Below are 16,796 nucleotides of genomic sequence, written 5' to 3'. Positions count from 1 at the left end.
GATTAAGTTCGCTGGCCGTTGGGGTGAAAAAACCGGCCCAGGCCGGTTTTTTCGTTTCCAGGGATTGGAATTGTGCGCACCGCCTTCTTCGTTGACGGCTACAACCTGTTCTACGGGTTGTTGGCCGGTACGCCGTACAAATGGCTGGATCTGCCGCAGTTGCTCGCGCATATAGCCCACGTCGAGAACCCGGCCAGCGAGCTGGTTTCCAAACGTCCCGCGCCGGGCTCGTTGAAAGCCTGTGCCCACTGGATGCGGCGGGTCGTCACGGTCGATGAATTACAGCGGCACCAGTTCCCGGAGCGCGTACCAACGCACAAGGCGCCGGCCATCAAGCCGGGGTACTGGTGAGGCGGCTCACGGCTGTGCAGCCGCCAACGGATACACCGACTCCCAGCCTCCACCCAGCGCCTTGTACAGGCCAACCATGGCCAGTGAAACGCCGGTCGAGCTTTCCACCAGTTGTTCCTGGGTGGTCAGCAGGGCGCCTTGCACGGTGAGGACGTTGACGAAGTCCACCACGCCCTCGACGTATTGCTGCTGCGCGGTGCGCAGGGCGATCTGGTTCTGCCGCACGGCTTCGGCGAGGCTGTCGCGGCGCAGCTGGCTGCTGTTGTAGCGCGTCAGCTGGTCGTCGATTTCGTGCCAGGCGCGCAGCACGGTCTGCTGGTAGGCGACGGCCGCTTCCTGCTGCTGGGCCTCGCGCAGGTGCAACATGCCGCGCAGGCGGCCGCCGTCGAACAGCGGCAGGCTGAACTGCGGGCCAATGCCGAACTGCCGCGAGCCCCAGGAGCCGAAGTCCGACAGCTGCATAGCCTGGGAGCCGAAGTTGCCCGACAGGGTGATGCGCGGATAGAAATCGCCCTTGGCCACGCCGATGCTGGCGGTGGCGGCATGCAGGCGGGCTTCGGCCTGGCGGATGTCCGGGCGGCGTTCGGCCAGTTGCGACGGCAGGCCGATGGCGACCTGGCGCGGGGTTTGCGGCACCGGCGCATCCGCCGCAAGTTCGGCGTGCAGGGCCTGGGGCGGCTCGCCCATCAGCAGGCTCAGGGCATTGATCAGTTGCGCCTGGCGCTGCCGCAAGGCCGGCAGTTGCGACTCGATGGTCGCCACCTGCGCGGCGGCTTCGGCCACGTCCAGGTCGGTGGCCACGCCGTCGGCCAGGCGCAGTTGCGAGAGCTTGAGGCTGTGGCGGGCGACGTCGAGGTTCTGCTCGGTCACCGCCCGGGTGCTCTGCACGCCGCGCAGCTGGATGTAGTCCTGGGCGGTTTCGGCCAGCACCGCCAGCAGCACCCCGCGCCGGTCGTTTTCCGCGACTTCCAGGGTCGCGTCGGCGGCCTCGGTTTCGCGCCGCACGCGGCCCCAGAAATCCAGCTCCCAGGACGCCGAGAAGCCGGCGTCCCACAGGTTGAAGGCGGACTGGCCCGCATGCCCCGACGGGTCGTTCAGGCCTTCGCCGCTGTTGCGTTTGCGTGCGTAACCGCCGCTGGCGCTGCTGGTCGGATAACGCTCGGCGGTGACCACCTGGCGCGCCGCGCGGCTCTGTTGCAGGCGGCTGGTGGCCAGTTGCAGGTCAAGGTTGTCGGTCAGCACGCGCCGGCTCAGGGCCGACAACTGCGGGTCGTTGAAGACTTCCCACCAGCGCTCGTCCAGGGGGCTGTTCACCACCTGGCTCGGTGCGGCCTGTTGCGGGCTGGCCCAGGCCTCGACCCGCGGCCCTTCGGGGCGCTGGAAATCCGGGCCGACAGTGCAGGCGGCCAGGGACAACAGGCTCAGGGCGAATACCGGCTGGCGCAGACGACTCATCGCTTCGCCACCTCGCGCACGGAGCTGGCCTTGCCCAGGGTATCGACGCTCGCCTCCACCGACATGCCGACCCGCAGGCGTTCGGCCAGGGGCTGGCCGGGCTCCAGCAGGATCTTCACCGGAATGCGCTGCACCACCTTGGTGAAGTTGCCGGTGGCGTTGTCCGGCCTGACCGCGGCGAAGGTCACCCCGGTGGCCGGCGCCAGGCTTTCGACCCGGCCGCGCAGGGTTTCGCCGTCGAGGCTGTCGACCCGCACCTGCACCGGCTGCCCGGCACGCATGTGGGCCAGCTGGGTTTCCTGGAAGTTGGCCACCACGTAGGCCTGCTCCAGCGGCACCACGGCGAGGATCTTGCTGCCCGGCGTGACATAGGCGCCGACCCGCACCGCGCGTTCGCCGACCATGCCGTCCACCGGCGCGACGATGCGCGTGTAGGACAGCTCGTAGCTGGCCATTTCCAGGGCTGCCTGGGCGCGTTTCAGCCCACCCTCGGCGGCGTCGCGCTGGGCGGTGAGAATCTCCACCTGCTTGCGTTCCGCCGCCAGCGCCGCCGTGGCCGTGGCCAGCCGCGCGCTGGCCTGGTCGATGCGGGTCCGGGCCTGCTGGGCATTCTGCACCGTGCCGGCGCCGACCCCGGCCAGGTGGTTGTAGCGGTTCAGCTCATGTTCGGCGAAGGCCATTTCCGCCCGCGCGGCCACCACCGAGGCCTGGGCCTGGGCGATCACCGAACTTTGCCGGTCGAGGGTGGCGCGGGCGTTCTGCAGCTGCGCCTTGGCCACCAGGGTTTCGGCGTCCGCCGCCTGGGCCGCGGCGCGCAGGTCGCGATCGTCGATCAGCGCCAGCAGCTGGCCGGCCTTGACCCGTTGGTTGTCTTCCACCAGCACTTCCTTGATGAAACCCGCCACGCGCGGGGCCACCAGGGTGTAGTCGGCGCTGACGAAGGCATCGTTGGTGGTCTGCTCGGTGGCCTTGCCGGTGACCAGGTACGCCAGCACGCCGAGGACCGCGACTGCCGCCACGCTGACGGCGATTGTGTGTTTGCTTGGGATCGTCATAAAAACCTTCTGTCTCAGTGAACGTTCAAGTCGGCGCGCGTGGCGGATAGATCCGCGTCGGCAGCCAGAAAATCAGCAGGATCAGGGCCGCCGCCACGCCGGCCATGACGTAGTAGAGGTCGGCGGAAGTCAGCACCACGGCCTGCCGGTGCAGGCGCTGGGCGAGGTTGCCGGCGTCGAGGGCGCTCAGCGGCGCGTTGCCGAGGCTGTCCACCAGCATGGTCGAGTGAAAGTGCAGGCGGTGGGTGGTCAGGGCATCCAGCACGCCGGTGGCAATCACCGCCGCCAGGCCCTTCACGGTGTTGAACCAGGCGGAGGCGAACGGCCCCTCAATCGGCTGGATACTGCCGGTGGCGAGCATCAGCAGCGGCAGCACCGCCATCGGCTGGCCGAAGATCTGCAGCAGTTGCAGCACGTAGAAGTCGTCGCGGATCCACGCCGCGGTCAGTCGCGTGCCGCCCAGGCACGACAGCACCAGCATCGCCAGGCCGATGCCCAGCACCCAGCGGCAATCGACCCGGCGCAGGTTGCACAGGGCCGCCACCAGGGGCAACGCGAGTAGCTGCGGCAGGGCCATCACCAGCATCACCGGGGCGGTCTGCAACGGCCGGTAACCCTGGACCTGGGCCAGGAAACTGGACGGAATGATGATCACCGCGGTCAGCACCACGAGCACCCCGGCCAGGGTCAGCAGGGCGAACGACAGGTTGCGGATGCCGAGCATCTGCAACTTGAAGAACGGAATCGGCTGCGACCATTCGTTGATCAGGAACAGCACCAGCAACAAGGCGCCGCCGCCCAGCAGCAGGCAGATCAGCGGCGAGCCGAACCAGTCCAGGCGGTTGCCCTGGAGGATGCCGATCACCAGCATGCAGATCGCCGGAAACCCCAGCAGCAGGCCGCGCCAGTTGAACGCCTTGAGGCGTTCCAGGCGCAGCGGGTCCTGGGGCAGGCCGTAGGCCACCGCGAACATCGCCAGCAAGCAGGGCGCCACCACCTGCCAGAACGCCCATTGCCAGCCGACGTATTCGGTCCACAGGGCAGCCAGCGGCGTGCCCAGGCTGGGGCCGAAGGTGGCGGTCAGGGCATAGCCGGCCAGGCCGTAGACCTTGACGTTGGCCGGCAGGAACCGCAGGGCCACGGTCATCAGCATCGGCGGCAGCGCGCCGCCGGCCAGGCCTTGCAGGGTGCGCAGCAGCAACAGGCTTTGGTAGTTCGGGGCGAACGGGCAGAGCACGCCCAGCAGGATGAACAGGGCAATGGCGCAAAGGGTGAAGCGGCGCAACGAGAAGGTCACCGAGCACCAGGGCGCGAAGGCCATGGCCGCCACCGACGTGGCGGTGTAGCTGGCGACCAGCCAGGTGCCTTCGTCGTAGCCGATGGCCAGGGCGCCACGGATGTCGGCCAGGGCGATCTTGGTCACCATCTCGTTGAGGCCCGACACCAGCACCGCCAGCAATACGCCGAGCAGGCCGATGATGATTCGTGGGCCAAAGACCGCGGGGCTGGCGGCTGCCGGTTTACTGGCCACTTCTGCGGGCACCGGCGTAGCCACGGCGAGGGAACTCATGAAGGGAACGACTCCGATAGAAATACCGAAGCAGTGTAAAAAGCCGAAAAGCTGACGAAAACTGACTTATCGACAGCTTATAAGTGCGCTACACGCAACAATCGCCCCACCCCAAACCCGTAGGAGCGAAGCTTGCTCGCGATAGGGCTAGGGCTAGGGCCAGGGCCAGGCCCAGCACCGCGATAAATGGCCGCTTCGCGGATCGCGGGCAAGCCTCGCTCCTACGCAGACATGGTTTTCAGGGCTGGGCGGCGTGCCAGGTTTCGTTGCAGGAGGCGCGCAGGGTTTCGCGGAACCATTTGTGCGCCGGGTCCTTGTCGTAGCGCGGGTGCCAGGCCTGGGTCAGCACCAGGGTCGGCAAGGGAATCGGCAAGGCGAACGAACGCAGGTGCAAGCCCAGGCGCGACACGCTGAGCAGGGTTTCCTTGGGCACCGGCAGGATCAGGTCCGAATCCGGCAGCATGAACATCGCGGCATGGAAGCTCGGCGCGATCAGCGGTATCCGGCGCTCCAGGCCCAGGTCGCCGAGCGCGGTATCGATGGGCCCGCGGGCGATGCCGCGCCGCGACATGCTGATGTGCGGAAAGGCGGCAAAGCGCTCGGCGGTGATTTCCTCGTCGAGCAGCGGATGGTGCTCGCGGACCAGGCCGACAAAGGTGGTGGAGAACAGGTTCTGCACCTTCACTTCCGGGGTCAGCGGCCGGGTGTTGCTGATGCGCAGGTCAATCCGCCCTTCGCGCAGGGCCTCGTCGTCGCCATCGCCTTCCGGCACGAAACGCAGCTCGCAATAAGGCGCCTGGCGTTCCAGGGTGTCCATCAGGCGGCCGCCGTAGACGCCGACGAAGAAGTCGTTGGCGCGCACGTTGAAGCGCCGGCGCAGGTTGCCGAGGTCGACTTGATCGCCGGAGCGGAACACCAGCGCCGCCTGTTCCACCAGTTCGCGCACCTGGCTGCGCAGCTCCAGGGCCTTGGGCGTGGGCACCAGGCCCCGGCCGGCGCGCACCAGGATCGGGTCGCCCAGCGCCTCGCGGATACGCGTGAGGGTCCGGCTCATGGCCGCCGGGCTGAGGTTCATGCGGCGTGCCGCGCCGACCACGCTGCCCTCGTCGAGCAGGGCGTCGAGGGCGACCAGAAGGTTCATGTCCGGGAGTTGCATGCTGAGCACTCGTGGCTGATCGGGAATGAGTCAGGCGCAATGCTAGCAGGTTCAAACAACCCGCCACCTGTAGCCGCTGCCGCAGGCTGCGATCGAGGACGAAGTCCTCGCCAGACCTGCGCACGCGGTGTGCCAGGCAGAACGCGCTGTCAGGTTTTGCGGCCGCTTCGGCCGATCGCAGCCTCGCGGGCTCGGCAGCGGCTACGGGATCGTGAGGGGCCGTTCAACCATGGACACCGCTCCGTGTAGCCGCTGCCACAGGCTGCGATCGAGGACGAAGTCCTCGCCAGACCTGCGCACGCGGTGTGCCAGGCAGAACGCGCTGTCAGTTTGCGGCCGCTGCGCGGCCGATCGCAGCCTCGCGGGCTCGGCAGCGGCTACGAGATCGTGGAGGGCCGTTCAACCATGGACACCACTCTGTGTAGCCGCTGCCGCAGGCTGCGATCGAGGACGAAGTCCTCGCCAGACCTGTGCACGCGGTGTGCCAGACAGAATGTGCTGTCAGGTTTTGCGGCCGCTGCGCGGCCGATCGCAGCCTCGCGGGCTCGGCAGCGGCTACGGGATCGTGGAGGGCCGTTCAACCGTGGACACCGCTCCGTGTAGCCGCTGCCGCAGGCTGCGATCGAGGGCGAAGTCCTCGCCAGATCTGCGCACGCGGTGTGCCAGACAGAACGCGCTGTCAGGTTTTGCGCCGGCTGCGCCGTCGATCGCAGCCTCGCGGGCTCGGCAGCGGCTACGGGTGAGGTTCAGCGTTGCATGCCCCAGCGTTTTACGGTGAGGCGTTCCAGGGTGTCGAACACCAGGTTTTCCACCAGCAGGCCGATCAGGATCACCACCGCCAGGCCGGCGAAGACTTTGTCGGTGTACAGCTCGTTGCGGTTCTGGAAGATGTACCAACCCAGGCCGCCCTTGCCGCTGGTGGCGCCGAACACCAGCTCGGCGGCGATCAGCGTGCGCCAGGCGAAGGCCCAGCCGATTTTCAGGCCGGCGAGGATCGACGGCAGCGCCGCCGGAATGAGGATAAACAGCACAAAGCGCATGCCCTTGAGGCCGTAGTTACGCCCGGCCATGCGCAGGGTTTCGGAAACCCCGAGAAAGCCAGCGTAGGTGTTCAGGGCCAGGGCCCAGAGCACCGAATGCACCAGCACGAAGATCAGGCTGTTCTCCCCCAGGCCGAACCACAGCAGGGCCAGCGGCAGCAGGGCAATCGCCGGCAGCGGGTTGAACATCGCGGTCAGGGTGCCGAGCAGGTCGCGGCCCACCTGGGTCGACACCGCCAGGGTGGTCAGGGCAAAGGCCAGGACGATGCCGATCAGGTAGCCCTTGAGCAGCACGATCAGGGAAATACCGACCTTGCCCAGCAGCTCGCCGCTGAGCAGGCCGTCGTACAGCGCGCTGGCGGTTTGCAGGAAGCTGGGCAGCAGCAGGTCGTTGTCCTGGTAGCGGGCCACGGCCTCCCAGAGCAACGCCAGCACGATCAGGATCAGGCCCTTGCGCAACCAGCCTTGCTGCCAAAGACGCTGGCCCAGCGGCAGCTCACGCTCCAGCGGCACCGCCAGCAGCGGCTCGAGGGTGATTTCGTATTCCTGGCGAACCGGTGATGAATGGCTCATCGGGTGTTCCTCGTACAAGTCGGCCTAGAGGCTCAATAAGCGATTCGGATATCGGTGAAATCCAGCTCGCGCTCGGTTTCCGGCGACTGGCCTTCGTCGAACAACAGCCGGTGGATACGCCGCGCCGTCTGCTGGAAGGCCACGCCGCCAAGGCTTTGCAGGTCGTACTGATGGCTGTGGATTTCCGCCCGCACGCGCCCCGGGTGCGGCGACAGCAGCAGGATGCGATTGCCCACCACCAGCGCCTCTTCGATGGAGTGGGTGACGAATAGCAGGGTGAAGCGCACCTCCTCCCAGAGCAGCAGCAACTCCTCCTGCATCTTGCGCCGGGTCAGGGCGTCGAGGGCGGCGAAGGGTTCGTCCATCAGCAGGATCTTCGGCTGCATGGCCAGGGCCCGCGCGATCGCCACGCGGGCCTTCATGCCGCCGGACAGGGTGTGCGGATAGGCGTCGGCGAACGCCGCCAGGCCGACCTTGTCCAGGTAATGCAGCGCGCGTTCCTCGGCCTCGCGGCGGCTGAGGGTCCTGGACGCCAGCAGCGGGAACATCACGTTCTGCTTCACGGTTTTCCACGGCGGCAGCTGGTCGAACTCCTGGAACACCACGATCCGGTCCGGCCCCGGCTGGCTGACCCGCCGCCCTTGCAGGCGGATCTCGCCCTCGCAGGGCGGGATAAAACCGGCCACCGCCTTGAGCAGGGTCGACTTGCCGCAGCCCGAAGGCCCGAGCAGGACGAAACGGTCGGCGGGATCGACTTCGAAACTGACCTGGTGAGTGGCCCGCACCACGCGCTGCGGGGTGCGGTATTCCAGGCTGACCTGGTCGACCGCCAGCAGCGCCTGCGCCGCCGTGGTCGAGTCGCTGGCCGTAGGGCCTTGCCAGGGGGCGTTCATGGCGATCAGCTCCCTTGCAGCGGCGTGGCGTCCTGGAAGAAGTAGTCCTTCCACGATTGCGGCTTGTTCTTGATCGCGCCCACGCGGTAGAGGAATTCCGCCAGCGGGTAGGTGTTTTTCGGGGTGACGGTGAATTCGAACTGCGGGTTGTCGATGATTTTCAGCAAGGCCTCGCGGTCGATCTTGGCCTTGGTCACGCGGATGTAGGTATCCGCCGCCGCGCCCTTGTCCTTCTGGGCGAACTCGGCGGCCTCGGCCAGCGCCTCGACGAAAGCCTTGTAGGTTTTCGGGTTCTCGCTGCGGAATTTCTCGGTGGCGAACAGCACGGTCGGCGAGTTCGGGCCCAGCAGGTCGTAGGTGTTGAGCACCACGTGCACATTCGGGTTGGTCAGCGCCTGGTCCTGGAACGGCGGGTTGGAGAAGTGCCCGGTCAGCTCGGTGCCGCCGGCGATCAGCGCGGCCGTGGCGTCCGGGTGCGGAACAGCGAGGGTGTACTTGTCCAGGCGATTGAATTCCTTGTCGCCCCACTGCTTGGCCGCGGCGTATTGCAGGAACCGCGACTGCACGGAAACCCCCACCGCCGGCACCGCGATGCGGTCGTTCTCGGTGAAGTCGGCGATGGTCTTGACCTTGGGATTATTGCTCACCAGGTAGTAAGGGAAGTTGCCCAGCGACGCCACGGCCTTGACGTTCTGCTTGCCGTGGGTGCGGTCCCAGATGGTCAGCAGCGGGCCGACGCCGGCCCCGGCGATGTCGATGGAACCGGAGAGCAAGGCGTCGTTGACCGCCGCGCCGCCGGACAGCTGGGTCCAGTCGACCTTGATGTCGATGCCTTCTTGCTTGCCGTGTTTCTCGATCAGGTTCTGGTCGCGCACCACGTTGAGCAGCAGGTAGACAATGCCGAACTGTTCGGCGATGCGGATTTCGCCTTCGGCGTGGGCCGCGGTCGGCGCCACCAGGCCAGCGGTCAGCAGGCTGAAGCCCAGGCCGATGGCGGCGGCCAGCTTGCCCAGGCGCGGAAAGCGTTGAGTGGGTTGGGACATGGTGATTCTCCTGCCGTGGATGGCCGATCAGTAAGGGGCGTCGCCCTGGATGGTGGTGCGGTACAGCTTGCGGCGCAGATGGCTGGGGCAACCGGCGGCCAGGTGGATCAGCGAGCGGTTGTCCCAGAACACCAGGTCATGGGCCTGCCATTGGTGGCGGTAGATGTTTTCCGGCAGCACGCTGTGGGCGTACAGCTCGGCGAGCAGCTGGCGGCTCTCGTCTTCCGGCAGGCCGACGATGCGGGTGGTGAAGCCTTCGCTGACGAACAGCGCCTTGCGGCCGTTTTCCGGGTGGGTGCGGACCACCGGGTGCACCACTTCGCGGACCTGAGCCAGTTGCTCCGGGGTCAGGGTCGGGCGCCAGTTGCCTTCGAACTTGGCCTCGCTGTAGCGCGCGGTGTAGGAATGCGCGGCGCTACGGCCATCGACCGCCTTGCGCAACGCCACGGGCAGGCTGTCCCAGGCTTTGTGCATGTCGGCGAACAAGGTGTCGCCGCCCTCGGCCGGCAGCTCCTGGGCATGCAGCATCGAGCCCAGGCTCGGCAGTTCCTTGTAGGAGAGGTCGGAATGCCAGAACTTGCCGGCGTCCCCCAGGCCGATGGATTGGCCGTTCTCGATGATGTTGGAAACGATGAGGATTTCCGGGTGCCCGGCCAGCAGGAATTGCTTGAGCACATGGATTTGCAGCACGCCGAAACGGCGGCTGAAGGCGATCTGTTGTTCGGGGCTGATGCGCTGGTCGCGAAACACCACGACGTGATGATCCAGGTGCGCGCGGTGAATGCGCGCGAAGTCCTGGTCGTTGACCGGCAGGGCCAGGTCCAGGCCGACGATCTCGGCACCGACGGCGCCGCTGAACGGGCGGATATCAAAGGCTTGTGCGGCGATGGGCGCGGCACTTGGAGACGCTACGGACATAAATCACTCCCACGCAGAGCACGCCCGGGTGGCGCGCGCGTCGATCAGAAACTCACGGAGGGTCCCCGTGCTGGTTCATTTCGTGCGGCGCGCCGATTGGTCGGCAGGTACGCAGGGAGTCGACTTTATAGATATAAGAATTGAATTTTAAATACCGTTAGCGAATAACGATATGGCGATTCAGGCGGGGGAATTCAATGGTGAATCCACAGGCGCCATCGCGAGCAAGCTTCGCTCCTACAGAAGCCGCGCGGTGGCTTCTGTAGGAGCGAAGCTTGCTCGCGAATGGATTCGAAGATCGCCGCCGCGCATCTCCTGCCCATCCCCGGGATAATCAGACGCAGGCGGCGGCAGCTACCGCCTCAACGCTCGTGCAGCGCCTCGGCGCGGGCGCGGATGATCGGCTTGAGCAGGTAGCTGAGGACGCTTTTCTTGCCGGTGATGATGTCCACCGAGGCGACCATGCCGGGGATGATCAGCAACGGCTTCTCATCGGTGCCCAGGTGGCTGCGCTCGGTGCGCAGCTTGATCACGTAATAGGTGGTCTTCTTGTCTTCATCGGTGATGGTGTCGGCGCCGATCTGTTCCAGCGTGGCCTTCAGGCCGCCGTAGATGGTGTAGTCATAAGCGGTGAACTTGACCACCGCTTCCTGCCCCGGGTGCAGGAAGGCGATGTCCTGCGGACGAATCTTGGCTTCCACCAGCAAGGTGTCGTCCAGCGGCACGATTTCCACCATGTCGTTGCCTGGCTGGATCACCCCGCCGATGGTGTTGACCATCAGTTGCTTGACGATACCGCGTACCGGCGAGGTGACCAGGGTCCGGCTGACCCGGTCTTCCAGGGCCTTGCCGGTGGCGCTGGCCTTGTTCAGCTCGGTGCGCGCCTCGTTGAGCTGGGTCAGGGCTTCGCTGCGGAACTTGCCGCGGGTTTCGTCGACCTTGCGCTGGACTTCCTTGATCGCCGACTCCGCACGGGGAATCGCCAGGGTGGTGGCGTCCAGTTGCCCGCGAGTCTCGACTTCGGCGCGCTTGAGCCGCAGCACTTCCACCGGCGAGACCGCGCCCTGGGCCACCAGCGGCTCGGACATGGCGATTTCCTGGCGCTGCAGGCTCAGTTGCTGGCGGTACTGCGCCTGCTTGGAGGTGAACTCGCGCAGTTCCTGCTGCTTCTGGATCAATTGTTCCTGCAGGCCGCCGACTTCGTCGTGCAGCTGCTGGCGACGGCTTTCATACAGCGACTTCTCGCTGGCGGCCTGGCCAGGCACGGCGGCCATGGCATCGGCCGGGAAATTCAGTTCGCGGTTGTCGATCTCCGCGCTCAGGCGCTCCACCCGCAGCAGCATCGACAGGCGGTCGGCCTCGGTCTCACCGACGTTGGACTTGAAGCGCGTGTCGTCCAGGCGGATCAGCGGGGCGCCGGCCTCGACGATCTGCCCTTCCTTGACGAACAGTTCGGAGACGATGCCGCCTTCCAGGTTCTGGATCTTCTGCACCTTGGACGACGGGATCGCCTTGCCCTCGCCCTTGGTCACTTCGTCGATCACCGCGAAGTTGGCCCACAGCAGCAGGAACAGGAAGAAGCCGATGATGCCCCAGATGGTCAGGCGGATAACCCGCGGCGCATCCTCGATCAGCGCCTTGTTGACCTCGGGCAGGGGTTGGTCGTGCAGTGATTCGGTGCCTTTGAAGTAGCTCAGGATCGAGTCTTTGAAAGCGGATTTAAGCAACACTGATCTGCCCCTTCTTCAACGCTTCCATCACGACTGCTTTTGGTCCGTCGGCGAGGATCTGCCCGCGGTCGATCACCAACAGGCGATCCACCAGCGACAGCAGCGAGGCACGGTGGGTGACGAGCACCACGGTCTTGGATTCCACCACGGCTTGCAGGCGTTGTTTCAAGCGTTCTTCACCCGTGTTGTCCATGGCGCTGGTCGGTTCGTCGAGCAGCAGGATCGGCGGGTTGAGCAGCAGCGCCCGGGCCAGGGCGACGTTCTGCCGCTGGCCGCCGGAGAGGTTTTGCCCGCGCTCGCCGACCTGCAGTTCATAGCCCTGCGGGTGCAAGCGGGCGAATTCGTGAACGCCGGCCAGTTCCGAGGCCTGCAGCACCAGTTCGTCTTCGACATAACGGGCGCCGGAAGTCAGGTTGTCGCGCAGGGTGCCGGCCAACAGCTGGATGTCCTGGGCGACGTAACCGATGTTGTGGCGCAATTCGCTGACGTCGATCTGCCGGATGTCCACGCCATCCACCAGCAAGGCGCCGGAATCCGGGGTGTACAGGCCCACCAGCAGCTTGGCCAGGGAGCTTTTGCCCGAACCGCTGCGGCCGATGATGCCGATCTTCTCGCCCGGCTTGATCACCAGGTTGATGTTCTTCAGTGCCGGGTTCTGCTGGCCCGGGTAGGTGAAGTTCAGCTGCCGGCATTCGATGGCGCCCTGCAGCACGTTGCGGCTCAGGGGGCGCTCGTCGAAATTGCGCTCCTGGGGCAGCTCCATCATCTGGTCGACCGAGGTCATGGTCACCCGCGCCTGCTGGTAGCGGGTCAGCAGGCCGGACAACGACGCCAGCGGGCTGAGGGCGCGGCCGCTGAGCATGTAGCAGGCGATCAGCCCGCCCATGCTGAGGTTGCCGTCGATGATCTGGTACACGCCGAAGACGATCATGATCACCCCGGCCAGCTGCTGGATCAGCAGGGTGATGTTCATCGCCAGGCTGGAAAGCATCTTCACCCGCAGCTCGAGACGGCCCAGGGTGCCGATGGTCTGCTCCCACTGATACTGGCGTTCGCTTTCGGCGTTGTTGACCTTCACCGCGTCCAGCCCGGCCAGGGTCTCGATCAGGCTCGACTGGCGCTCGGCGCCCAGGGCCATGGTTTTTTCCATGGTGGCGATCAGCGGCTTCTGCAGGACGTAGCCGATGCCCAGGGCAATCGGGAAGGCCAAGACCGGAATCCACACCAGGTGCCCGCCGAGAATGGCGATCACCAGGAAAATCAGCAGGGTGAACGGCAGGTCGATCAGGCTGGTCAGGGTCAGCGAGGCGAGGAAGTCGCGCAGGCTCTGGAACTCGTGGATGTTCTGGGCAAAGCTGCCGACCCGCGCCGGCCGGTACTTCATGGCCATGCCGACGATGCGCTCGAACAACGTGGCCGAGATGATCAGGTCGGTCTTCTTGCCGGCCAGGTCCAGGCACAGGCTGCGCAGGCTCTTGAGGATCAGGTCGAACAGGTAGGCGCCGGTAATACCGATGGCCAGCACCCACAGGGTGGCGGCGGCCTGGTTCGGCACCACGCGGTCGTAGACGTTCATCACGAACAACGGCGCGGCCATGGCGATGACGTTGATCAGCAGGCTGGCGGCGATGGCGTCGGCGTACAGCCAGCGCGAACGCTTCAAGGTGTCGCGGAACCAGGAGCGGGCGCGGGGAATCAGCGAGCCATGGTTGACGTCGAATTTGTGTTGCGGCTGGGCGAAGAACACTTGCCCGCTGTAATCGTCGGCCAGCAACTGGCGACTGACGCTGACTTCGCCACCGTCGCTCTCACTGAGCAGCAGGCGGGCCCGGTCATCGTCCTGCCAGCCGAGCAGAACGGCGCTGCGGCCGTCCTTGAGCAACAGCATGGCCGGCATGGCGATGGCGGGAATCTGCTCCAGCTTGCGCCGCAGCAAACGCCCCTGCAGGCCCGCGCGAGCGGCGGCGCGCGGCAGCAGCTCGGCGTTCAGGCGCTGGGACGGCAACGGCAGGCCAGTGGTCAGCATCGCCGCGCTGGCCGGCTTCTGATGCAGGGAACAAAGGGTCAGCAGGGCGTCCAGCAGCGGGTCGTCATGCATGCCGCGTGGATCATGGCTGAGTTGCACTCGACTGACTTCTGATTCCACGCTCGGCACTCTTTACTGTCTGTTGGATGAAAAGTACTCAATTCATCCCAGGCAGTTGGACCTTGGGCTTCACATCGTTCTGTACGACGGAAGCCATGGGGGCGACCACTCCCTGGCTCTTGAGCAATTCGCCCATGGTCGCCTTGATTCGATATTGAGTAAATAACTGAATGTTCTTGATTTCCGCCAACCGACGCGAGGCGGTGAACAGTTCATTCTCGCTATCGAGCAAGTCGAGCAAGGTGCGCTCGCCCAAACTGAATTGCTTCTGATACGCCTCTCGAACGCTGGCGCTGCGATCGACGTATTGCTGGGCGATCGGCACTTGCGCGTTGGCGTTATTCAAGGCGTTCCACGCCAAGCCTAGCTCTTCATTCAGAACACGCAGGGCGTTGTTACGAATATCCAGTGCCTGGTTGGACTGATAGGCCTTGGATTCCAGGTCGGCTTTGTTGCTGCCACCGGCGAACAGGTTGAAACGCATGCGCAGCATGGCCTGCCATTCATTGTTATGGCCGTTGATGCCGTCCAGGTTGTTGTCGGCGGTACGCCCCAGCTCGGCATCGAAACGCGGGTAGAAGGTCGACTTGGCGGCTTCGTACTGCTTTTCGGCGGCGACGATGTCGGACTCGGCCGAACGCAGGATCGGGCTGTTTTCCAGCATCTGGCGCTGGGCTTCGTCGAGGCTGGCCGGCAGCAGGGCCATGAAGCCGGCCGGACGCTCCAGCTGGTCCGGCATCTGGCCGACGGCGCTGAGGTAGTTGGTCTGGGCATCGGCCAGGTTGGTCTGTTCGGTGATCAGGTTGTTGCGCGCCTGGGCCATGCGCGCTTCGGCCTGGTCAAGGTCGGCGCGGCTGCCGACGCCGCGCTGGGTGCGCAGCTGGATCTGGTCGTAGATGCGCTCGTGGTTGCGCATGTTGTCTTCGGCCAGGCGCACGAACTCGCGGCGGGTCAGCACATCCAGGTACACCTGGGCGACGGTCAGCGCAGTGCGCTCGGAGGCGCCCAGCAGCGAGTACGCCCGCGAATTGACGGTGGCTTGTTGACGCCCCACCTCGCTGGAGGTGGCAAAACCGTCAAAAACCATTTGCTGGAGACGTAAACTTGACTCACTGCGGCTCAAGGTTTCCCAGTGATTGCTCGATCCTGCACGGGAGGTCGGGCTGTCGGTGCCTTCGCGGCCGTAGCCGCCCAGCAAATCGACCCGCGGCAAATAGCCGCCCTTGGCCGCTTTCAGCTGGTAGTCGGCCGCCAGGCGGCTGTTTACCGCGGCCTGGATTTCCGGATGCACATCCAGGGCTTTCTGCATGGCTTCGGGCAAGGTTTGTGCTTGGGCAAAACTGGCGACGAGGGCGAAGGGTAAGGCTTTGAACAACTGCGGACGCATAGAGGGGTTCCCAGGACTTCTTGTCCCAAATCACAGCAAAACGAGGTGCTGCATCGGATGATGGCAACCGGAATGACCGTATATCGGAAAGTTCAAACCATGAACTGGGTCACACACTTTTAGACAGGTCGCCGCATGAATATCAATGTGACATTACCTTGACGATTGTTTAGGATGGCACTCAGAAGGTCAATAGTTTGGCATATGGTTAATAGCAAAAAAATATAGCCAATATATTGACAATTACTCGCGTCAAAATCACGTGTTAATACACTCTGAAGAACGTCCAGACTGCGTCGGCTATGCCCGTCAGGCACATGGAAGTCTACTGAACGGTACCCCCGGAGAATCCTCAATGAGCAGTGTTGTTGCTACCGTCAAAAGCATTGTTGGCCAAGTTTTCGTCGTATCCCCCGAGGGGGTTCGCCGCGTACTCGTTGAGGGTGACCGCCTGTATTTAGGCGACCAGGTCGATACCGGCCTGGCGGGTGCCGTCAGCCTGGAGCTGGCCGATGGCCGGACCCTGGACTTGGGCCGCGAAACGCAATGGAGTGGCACTGCCCCGGACTCCAGCACCGACCTGGCCGAAGCCGCCGCGCAAGCCGCGCCGTCGGTCGCTGAACTGCAGCAGGCAATCGTCGCCGGCGCGGACCCGACCACCGACCTGGAAGCCACCGCGGCCGGCCCGAGCGCTGCGGGTACCGGCGCCGCTGGCGGCGGCCACAGCTTCGTGATGCTCGACGCCACGGCGGGCCGGGTGGACCCGACTATCGGTTTCCCCACAGCCGGCATCGGAACGACCGGCAACGCCGCGCAAAACACCCTCGGCGCGCTGGCGAATGACGGGAACACGAACACCACCACCGAGGTGCTGCGCGGTTCGACCCTGACCCTGGGCGCCACCCCGACCATCACCGAGGCCGGTGGCGTGCTGGTGTACACCGCCACGCTGACCCAGGCGCCGCTCACCGACCTCAATATCACCTTGTCCAACGGCTCGGTGATCGTGATTCCGGCCGGGCAATTGACGGGCACCGTCAACGTGCCGCTGGCCCCGAACGACACCGTCTACAACGACCCGGGCCAAGTCAGCGTGAGCGTCACCGGCACCACCGGCGGCGGTGGCCTGGTGCTGACCGTCGACCCGACGCCAGCCGTTACCCAGGTCACCGACACCGTGGACACCACCACCGTGACCCTGACCGCCGGCTCCAGCGTGACCGAGGGCGGCCAGATCACCTACACGGCGACCTTGACCAACCCGGCGCAGACCCCGGTTACCGTGACCCTGTCCAACGGCTCGACCATCGTCATCGAGGCCGGCAAGACCACCGGCACGGTGATCGTCGATACCCCGGCCAATGACGTCTACAACAACGGCAGCACCGTCAGCACCAGCATTACCAGCACCACGGGCGGCAATTTCGAGAACCTGGTGCCGAGCACCACGCCGGCGGTGACCACCATTACCGACTCGCC

13 protein-coding genes are annotated in these 16,796 nt (G+C 65.3%); 2 read left to right on the top strand and 11 right to left on the bottom strand.

Features of this window, described 5'->3' with window-relative positions; translation table 11 throughout:
* The first annotated feature begins 72 nt into the window (after window positions 1-72).
* On the top strand, window positions 73-351 hold the full coding sequence (locus BLV20_RS26680; protein WP_092305403.1) for a PIN domain-containing protein: 279 nt from the start codon (window positions 73-75) through the stop codon (window positions 349-351).
* Between the two features lie 6 nt (window positions 352-357).
* Here the strand turns inward: BLV20_RS26680 and BLV20_RS26675 are convergent, their stop codons facing one another.
* The 11 genes from BLV20_RS26675 to BLV20_RS26625 form a co-directional block, all read right to left on the bottom strand.
* Complete coding sequence (locus BLV20_RS26675) at window positions 358-1,806, bottom strand: efflux transporter outer membrane subunit (protein ID WP_092305402.1); 1,449 nt, start codon at window positions 1,804-1,806, stop codon at window positions 358-360.
* Window positions 1,803-2,861: an HlyD family secretion protein gene (locus tag BLV20_RS26670; RefSeq protein WP_092305401.1), complete on the bottom strand. Its 1,059-nt coding sequence runs from the start codon at window positions 2,859-2,861 to the stop codon at window positions 1,803-1,805. The genes BLV20_RS26675 and BLV20_RS26670 overlap by 4 nt, the downstream gene beginning before the upstream one ends.
* Before the next feature lie 25 nt (window positions 2,862-2,886).
* Window positions 2,887-4,431 carry an MFS transporter gene (locus tag BLV20_RS26665; protein WP_092305400.1) on the bottom strand — a complete coding sequence of 515 codons (1,545 nt, stop codon included), beginning with the start codon at window positions 4,429-4,431 and terminating at the stop codon, window positions 2,887-2,889.
* 238 nt (window positions 4,432-4,669) lie between these two features.
* A complete protein-coding gene (locus BLV20_RS26660) occupies window positions 4,670-5,587 on the bottom strand; it encodes a LysR family transcriptional regulator (protein ID WP_092305399.1) in 918 nt (305 codons plus the stop codon).
* A 746-nt stretch (window positions 5,588-6,333) separates the two neighbouring features.
* Window positions 6,334-7,200: an ABC transporter permease gene (locus tag BLV20_RS26655; protein ID WP_092305398.1), complete on the bottom strand. Its 867-nt coding sequence runs from the start codon at window positions 7,198-7,200 to the stop codon at window positions 6,334-6,336.
* Window positions 7,201-7,232: 32 nt separating this feature from the next.
* Window positions 7,233-8,093, bottom strand: coding sequence for an ABC transporter ATP-binding protein (locus tag BLV20_RS26650; RefSeq protein WP_092305397.1), 861 nt, complete (start codon window positions 8,091-8,093; stop codon window positions 7,233-7,235).
* A 5-nt stretch (window positions 8,094-8,098) separates the two neighbouring features.
* Window positions 8,099-9,136, bottom strand: a complete 1,038-nt coding sequence (locus tag BLV20_RS26645) for an ABC transporter substrate-binding protein (RefSeq protein ID WP_092305396.1) — start codon at window positions 9,134-9,136, stop codon at window positions 8,099-8,101.
* 27 nt (window positions 9,137-9,163) lie between these two features.
* Entirely contained in the window at window positions 9,164-10,054 is an 891-nt protein-coding gene (locus BLV20_RS26640) for a TauD/TfdA dioxygenase family protein (protein ID WP_092305395.1), read from the bottom strand.
* A gap of 362 nt (window positions 10,055-10,416) precedes the next feature.
* A complete protein-coding gene (locus BLV20_RS26635) occupies window positions 10,417-11,784 on the bottom strand; it encodes an HlyD family type I secretion periplasmic adaptor subunit (RefSeq protein WP_092305394.1) in 1,368 nt (455 codons plus the stop codon).
* Entirely contained in the window at window positions 11,774-13,930 is a 2,157-nt protein-coding gene (locus BLV20_RS26630; protein WP_092305393.1) for a type I secretion system permease/ATPase, read from the bottom strand. The genes BLV20_RS26635 and BLV20_RS26630 overlap by 11 nt, the downstream gene beginning before the upstream one ends.
* Window positions 13,931-13,967: 37 nt before the next feature.
* Window positions 13,968-15,317, bottom strand: a complete 1,350-nt coding sequence (locus tag BLV20_RS26625) for a TolC family outer membrane protein (protein ID WP_092305392.1) — start codon at window positions 15,315-15,317, stop codon at window positions 13,968-13,970.
* A gap of 355 nt (window positions 15,318-15,672) precedes the next feature.
* Between BLV20_RS26625 and BLV20_RS26620 the strand changes: the two genes are divergently transcribed.
* A partial coding sequence (locus BLV20_RS26620; RefSeq protein WP_139192750.1) for a retention module-containing protein occupies window positions 15,673-16,796 on the top strand: 1,124 nt, incomplete at its 3' end.

The sequence above is a fragment of the Pseudomonas sp. NFIX28 genome, from assembly GCF_900107395.1.
Taxonomy (GTDB): domain Bacteria; phylum Pseudomonadota; class Gammaproteobacteria; order Pseudomonadales; family Pseudomonadaceae; genus Aquipseudomonas.
The sequence above is the reverse complement of the archived record's forward strand: the minus strand, read 5'-3'. Positions and strand labels throughout refer to the sequence as shown.